At 36.3% G+C, this 6,274-nt stretch carries 6 protein-coding genes; 2 read left to right on the plus strand and 4 right to left on the minus strand.

Annotated elements, in window-relative coordinates:
- Nucleotides 1-261 precede the first annotated feature (261 nt).
- Together V7024_RS13560 and V7024_RS13565 are read right to left on the minus strand one after the other, a co-directional pair.
- Nucleotides 262-1,236 carry an L-threonine 3-dehydrogenase gene (locus V7024_RS13560; protein WP_335520835.1) on the minus strand — a complete coding sequence of 325 codons (975 nt, stop codon included), beginning with the start codon at nt 1,234-1,236 and terminating at the stop codon, nt 262-264.
- A 34-nt stretch (nt 1,237-1,270) separates the two neighbouring features.
- Nucleotides 1,271-2,461 (minus strand): glycine C-acetyltransferase, encoded by a 1,191-nt coding sequence (locus V7024_RS13565; RefSeq protein ID WP_335520837.1) that lies wholly within the window; start codon nt 2,459-2,461, stop codon nt 1,271-1,273.
- Nucleotides 2,462-2,856: 395 nt separating this feature from the next.
- On the opposite strand from V7024_RS13565, the gene V7024_RS13570 reads away from it, so the two are divergent.
- A complete protein-coding gene (locus V7024_RS13570) occupies nt 2,857-3,588 on the plus strand; it encodes a class I SAM-dependent DNA methyltransferase (protein WP_335520839.1) in 732 nt (243 codons plus the stop codon).
- Between the two features lie 640 nt (nt 3,589-4,228).
- A complete protein-coding gene (locus V7024_RS13575) occupies nt 4,229-5,617 on the plus strand; it encodes a peptide MFS transporter (RefSeq protein WP_335520841.1) in 1,389 nt (462 codons plus the stop codon).
- A 33-nt stretch (nt 5,618-5,650) separates the two neighbouring features.
- Here the strand turns inward: V7024_RS13575 and V7024_RS13580 are convergent, their stop codons facing one another.
- Together V7024_RS13580 and V7024_RS13585 are read right to left on the minus strand one after the other, a co-directional pair.
- Nucleotides 5,651-5,830, minus strand: coding sequence for an acid-soluble spore protein H (locus tag V7024_RS13580; RefSeq protein ID WP_335520843.1), 180 nt, complete (start codon nt 5,828-5,830; stop codon nt 5,651-5,653).
- Nucleotides 5,831-5,967: 137 nt separating this feature from the next.
- A complete protein-coding gene (locus V7024_RS13585) occupies nt 5,968-6,255 on the minus strand; it encodes an ArsR/SmtB family transcription factor (protein WP_098917118.1) in 288 nt (95 codons plus the stop codon).
- Between the last annotated feature and the right edge of the window lie 19 nt (nt 6,256-6,274).

Genomic DNA, 6,274 nt, shown 5'->3' on the forward strand with positions numbered 1-6,274 from the left:
AAGCGGAAGCGGCTCGCCAGAATTGCAGGACGCCTGCGCCCCTGACAGAGAGGCGCTTTTTGCCTCGTCCAAGGGGGCGAAACGGCCGGAGATTCTAGCCGCTGGAGCTGGACAATGCTTTCGCCGAATTTTGAGGTGGGAGTATTACTGCCCACGAATAGCGGGATAAAGCATTTAGCTACGAATATGAAAAACAATTTGAAGAAACGGAAAGGCAATATCCCGATACTGAATGAGGTAAATAAGAAAAAGCCGATTCAATTAGCTAAGTACCATCTCAGCTTCTAATTTTTTTTTTAATTTTGCCAGCATATCTGCTGTCATTTTGTCTAAATCATAGTCTGCTTTGAAGCCCCACTCTTCTTTTGCTGCTGTTGCGTCAATTGAGTTTGGCCAGCTATCTGCAATTTTTTGGCGAGCTGGATCAACAGCGTAATCCATCGTAAATGTTGGAATGTGTTTACGAATAGATGCCGCAATTTGTTCTGGCTCAAAGCTCATTGCTGTAATGTTAAATGCATTGCGATGTTTTAACTTACTTGGATCTGCTTCCATTAAAGAAATGATCGCTTGCAATGCATCTGGCATGTACATCATATCCATGTATGTTCCTTCTGCAATGTAAGAAGTGTACGCGCCTTTTTTAATTGCTTCATAATAAATTTCAACTGCATAGTCAGTTGTTCCTCCTCCAGGAGGCGCAACGTATGAAATTAAACCAGGGAAGCGCACACCGCGCGTATCTACACCAAACTTTTGATAGTAATAATCACATAAAAGTTCTCCAGCTACTTTGTTTACCCCATACATCGTAGTTGGACGCTGAATGGTGTCTTGCGGCGTATTATCTTTTGGCGTTGTCGGACCGAATGCACCAATTGAGCTTGGCGTGAAAAACTTACAGTTTAACTCGCGTGCCGCTTCTAACGCGTTTACAAGACCGCCCATGTTTAAGTTCCAAGCAAATAGCGGATTTTTTTCTGCCGTTGCAGAAAGTAATGCTGCTAAATGAATGATTGTATCCACTTCATTACGCTTTGCAATATCATGTAATTTTTGACCGTCCGTTACATCTAAAATTTCAAATGGGCCAGACTTTACAACTTCGCTATCTGTTTCACGAATATCTGTTGCAACAACGTTTGATGCACCGTATACATCACGAAGTTTCGTTACAAGTTCAGAACCAATTTGACCTAAAGAACCGGTTACTAGAATTTTTTTCATTTTCTCCACTCCTCATTAGCAAGCTTTCATAGATGTAAATGTCTTAAATAATGTCCATTTCTTTTCCAACTTTTTCATAAATACGAATTGCTTCATCAAGCATTTCTTTCGTATGTGCTGCTGTTGGCATGTTACGAACACGTCCTGTTCCTTTTTGTACAGTTGGGAACACGATTGATTTCGCGTATACGCCCTCTTCATTTAGACGTTGGCTAAATTGTTGTGTTAATACTTCATCACCAATAATACAAGGTGTAATTGGTGTTTCACTTTCGCCAATGTTAAAGCCAAGCTCTTTTAAGCCTTGTTTCAAATAACGGCCATTTTCCCATAAACGGTCATGCAGCTCAGTGCTTGCCATTAAAATTTCAATTGATCTCATACAAGCAGCTGCATCAGCTGGTGTTAACGCGGTTGAGAACAAGAATGGACGAGAGCGAACTTTTAACCAATCGATTAAGTTTTTCTTACCAGCAACATATCCACCGATGACACCAATCGCTTTCGATAATGTTCCGATTTGGAAATCTACTTTATCAGATAGTCCAAAATGTTTTACTGTACCAGCACCTTTTCCAAGTACGCCAGAACCGTGTGCATCATCAACATACGTCATTAAATCTAGCTCTTCTGCAATTTCAACGATTTCTGGTAGTTTTGCTATATCGCCATCCATTGAGAATACACCATCTGTAATAACCATCAATTTATTGTAAAGACCTGATTCTTTTGCTTCGATCGCTTTTTTACGTAAATCTTCCATATCGGAATGTTTATAAACAATAATTTTTGCTCTTGATAAACGGCTACCATCAATAATAGATGCATGGTTTAATTCATCAGAAAGAATTGCATCATTTTTATCCATAACAGCTGAAATCGCTGCCATATTACAATTAAATCCAGATTGATATGCAATTGCTGCTTCCGTATGTTTGAATTTCGCAATTGTTTCTTCTAATTTAATATGCAAATCAAGTGTACCGTTAATTGTACGAACAGCTCCTGCACCAACACCATATTTATGAATCGCGCCGATTGCTGCTTCTTTTAAACGCTCATCTGTTGCTAATCCAAGATAGTTATTTGAAGATAAATTAATATATTCTTTTCCGCCAATTGTAATGATTGGTCCATTCGAACTTTCAAGCGGATCAATAACGTTATAAAGCCCCTTTGATTTTAAATCCTCTAGGTTTTCTACTAAAAAATTGTCAAGTGTTTTGCTAGACATCGTGAAACCTCCCTATCGTTCATATAAAGAAAGTATTGTCCTATATAAATCCAAATTAAAAACGACATAAAACTATTCTGTTTATTAGGCAGGCGAGAGGATCTGGCCATGCATAGAAGCGGTCAGGGCCTTCTTTCTACCACATACGAAGTAAAAACAAAGAGAGTACAAGCTCCTTTTGTTGCTACAAAGCAGAAATTTATATGTCGAAAAATCAAAATGGATTCATATCATACTCCCTTTATTAGCTTAACACGTTTTTTAAAATTGTTATAGGAAAATAGTTTAAAGTAAACGCTTACATATACTGATTATATCTTATATAATGACGGAAATCTATTATTATTATTTAGATTTTGGTAGAATTAAAAAAACGCTTTCAAGGAGAGGATACAATGTCTTATACAGAATCTGACGTTTATAATGAGGACTTATTTTTTGAACAATACATGAAACGTAGGCATCGAACGGATAATCCAAACGACACGATTGAAAAGCCTGCTCTCTTACAATTACTTGGCCATATAAAAGATAAAAGTATACTTGATCTTGGCTGCGGTGATGCACAATTTGGAGTAGAACTATTACAGAAAGGCTGTCAATCTTATACCGGAATTGAAGGCTCCCATCGCATGTATGAAGAAGCTCAAAAACAATTACAACATACAAATGGAATCGTCCATCTTTTAAACCTCAAAGACTATGCATACCCATCTTCTACTTTTGATATCGTTACATCTAGACTTGTCCTTCACTATATTGAACATATTGATGATACTTTCAGACAAATTTTTCAAACACTAAAACCTGGCGGTACTTTTGCTTTTAGTGTTCAACATCCCGTTATCACTTCTGCATTTGAAAGCTTACAAAGTACTAGAAAACGAACAAGCTGGCTTGTTGATGATTATTTTCAAACTGGCAAACGCGTCGAGCCATGGATTAATGAACAAGTGATTAAATACCACCGGACAATTGAACAATACTTCATATCTTTACAGAAAGCTGGTTTTACGATTACTAGTTTACGCGAAGCAACACCGGAGTTGCAGCATTTTCAAAGTGAGGAAGAATATACACGTAGGCTGCGTATCCCTCTGTTTCTATTATTTTCTTGTACAAAATAAAGTGAAACTTTAATCAGTGGGGGTTTTCTTCATCCCCCACCGATTATTAGCCCTCACCAATCGGGCACATGCCAGCAGTTTTCTTCCCCGTGTTTCCCACTTTACTGCCCACGAATAGCGGAATAAAAAATGTATAAGTTAAAGAAACGATATGAAAATCCTTTTCTTTTTTAGATGGACGAGAGCATCTGGCCGTGCATAGAAGTGGTCAGGGTCTTTTTTCTGCCACACACAACGTTTCAAACAAAAAGAGACAGCAAGTAGCGGTCACGATTTGGATGTGAAAAATGCAAATAAACACGACTCTCGTAATATAGGAGTTGTTTTTTATTTTGTATTCTTATTCAAGATATGTTATATTCTTAAAGTATCTCCAATAAGAGTTTTTTATATCAGAAAAATTTATTTAGTTAAAATTTTCTGATTAGTGATTATTTTACATTCTTTCCGAACAAGAAATAATACACTTGAAAACGCTTATTTTAAGTTTTTCAGGGGAAAAATACGATAACGGAAGATGTTTTTATAGAATTTACAAAATTTTTTATTCTATTTCCATATAATACTATTGACTTCTAAATATTTTGTAAATTAAAATGATTACATAAATATCCGTTTAACAAGATTAGGAGGAATGAAAATGGATGCAGCTGTAAAGTTAAACAAAGCTGAAGAACAACAATCACCTAAGAAACATCCTCCGGGATTATATTTGTTGTTCTTTACAGAAATGTGGGAAAGATTTAGTTACTACGGAATGCGTAGTCTTTTAGTTCTTTATTTAACTACTGCAGTTGTTAGCGGGGGACTAGGGCTTGACAAAGCGGCCGCTGTACAACTTTATGGTACATTTACAATGCTCGTATATTTCACGCCAATTATTGGTGGGTGGTTAACTGACCACTTTATAACAAAACGCCACGCGATTACTATTGGCGGTATCATCATGGCGATTGGTAACTTTGTTCTTTTCTCAATGAATACAACAACTGGACTTTATTTAGGATTAGGATTATTAATTATCGGTAATGGATTTTTCAAACCAAACATTTCAACTCTTGTAGGTTCACTTTACGGTGAACACGATAAACGACGCGACTCTGCTTTCACAATCTTCTACATGGGTATTAACTTAGGCGCTTTAATTGCACCGTTACTTTGTGGTTTCTTAGCAGAAGATTTCTTTACATCAACTGTTAACGGCGTTATGGTAAAAGGATACAAATACGGCTTCTTAGTTGCTTGTATCGGTATGATTATTGGTCAAGTTCTCTTTAACTTACTAGCTAAACGTTATCTTGGTGATATCGGAACAACAATTGTTGGTAAAAAATCAGCAACTAGCAATAAAGTAGTCGAGAAAAAACCTTTAACAAAACAAGAGAAAAACCGTACTTGGGCAATTATTATTTTAACTTGCTTCGTTGTCTTCTTCTGGGCGGGCTTCGAACAAGCAGGTAGTTCTTTAACTCTTTATACAGATAAATTCGTTGATCGTTCTATTTTCGGATGGGAAATGCCAACTTCTTGGTTCCAATCTGTTAACCCATTGTTTATCGTTTTATTAGCACCACTTGTTTCTGCGTTATGGGTAAAACTTTCTAAAACAAAAAGTGGCGATTTAAAAATCCCAACAAAAATGGCATTTGGTATGATTCTGTTAGGAATCGGTTACCTTGTATTAACATTAGCAGTTCTAAAAACAGGTAGTGATGAAGCTCATATTGCTGTAAAAGCAAACTTACTGTTCATCGTTATCACATATGTATTCCATACAATTGGTGAGTTATTCTTATCACCAATCGGCTTATCTATGGTAAGTGCAATCGCTCCTGTAAAGCTAGCTTCTTTATTAATGGGTGTTTGGATGGCTGGTACTGGATGCGCAAACAAGTTAGCTGGTATCTTAGCTGCTTACACGCAATCATTAGGTTATTTAGAAGTATTCGCAAGCATTGGTATTATCGTTATTATATTAGGTTTAATACTTCTTATGTTCTCTAAAAAAATTGCACATATGATGGAATAAATATAAAAAAGCGGAGAAATTTCTCCGCTTTTTTTAATGCTCTTCTAATGCAGTGATGTCTACTTGTACTGTTTCTTGTGGCGCTTTTATATCGTGTACATTCGCAAGCCCACTTGTCTCATCACAGCTTTCGATCCAAACAGGCATACCGTGATATGTAACGTCAATTCTACTTGATGATGATAAAATTTGTTTTACTCGCTTTATATCCATCATTGTTCCCTCCTATTCTTTTTTATATTGCCGTGTCTGGATGAATTTTATCCCCGCCTCTCTATTTATTTCTCCATAATCTGGTAATGAAAAAAAGACATGTACAAGCACATGTCTTTTTTCACAATTTTTCAATTTTAAGAAAATAATGTCTTTAAAATTTTATTTACTTTCTCATTGTGCACTTCATAATATACTTCTAAACCACGTCTTTCAAAACGGACAACTTTATTTTGCTTTAATTTTGTTAAATGCTGTGATACTGTAGATTGTGGAATTTCTAATACTTCCTGCAATTGTGTTACATTACAAACGCCGCGCTGCATTAGTTCCATAACAAGACGAAGACGAAGCGGATGAGCTAATGCACGTAACATTTGTACATCTTCTTCTGATATACGACAATCAAATTGATTTTGATACATACTTTCCCCTCATTTTTTC

The sequence above is a fragment of the Bacillus sp. JJ864 genome (assembly GCF_036963045.1).
Classification (GTDB): Bacteria; Bacillota; Bacilli; order Bacillales; family Bacillaceae_G; genus Bacillus_A; species Bacillus_A pseudomycoides_C.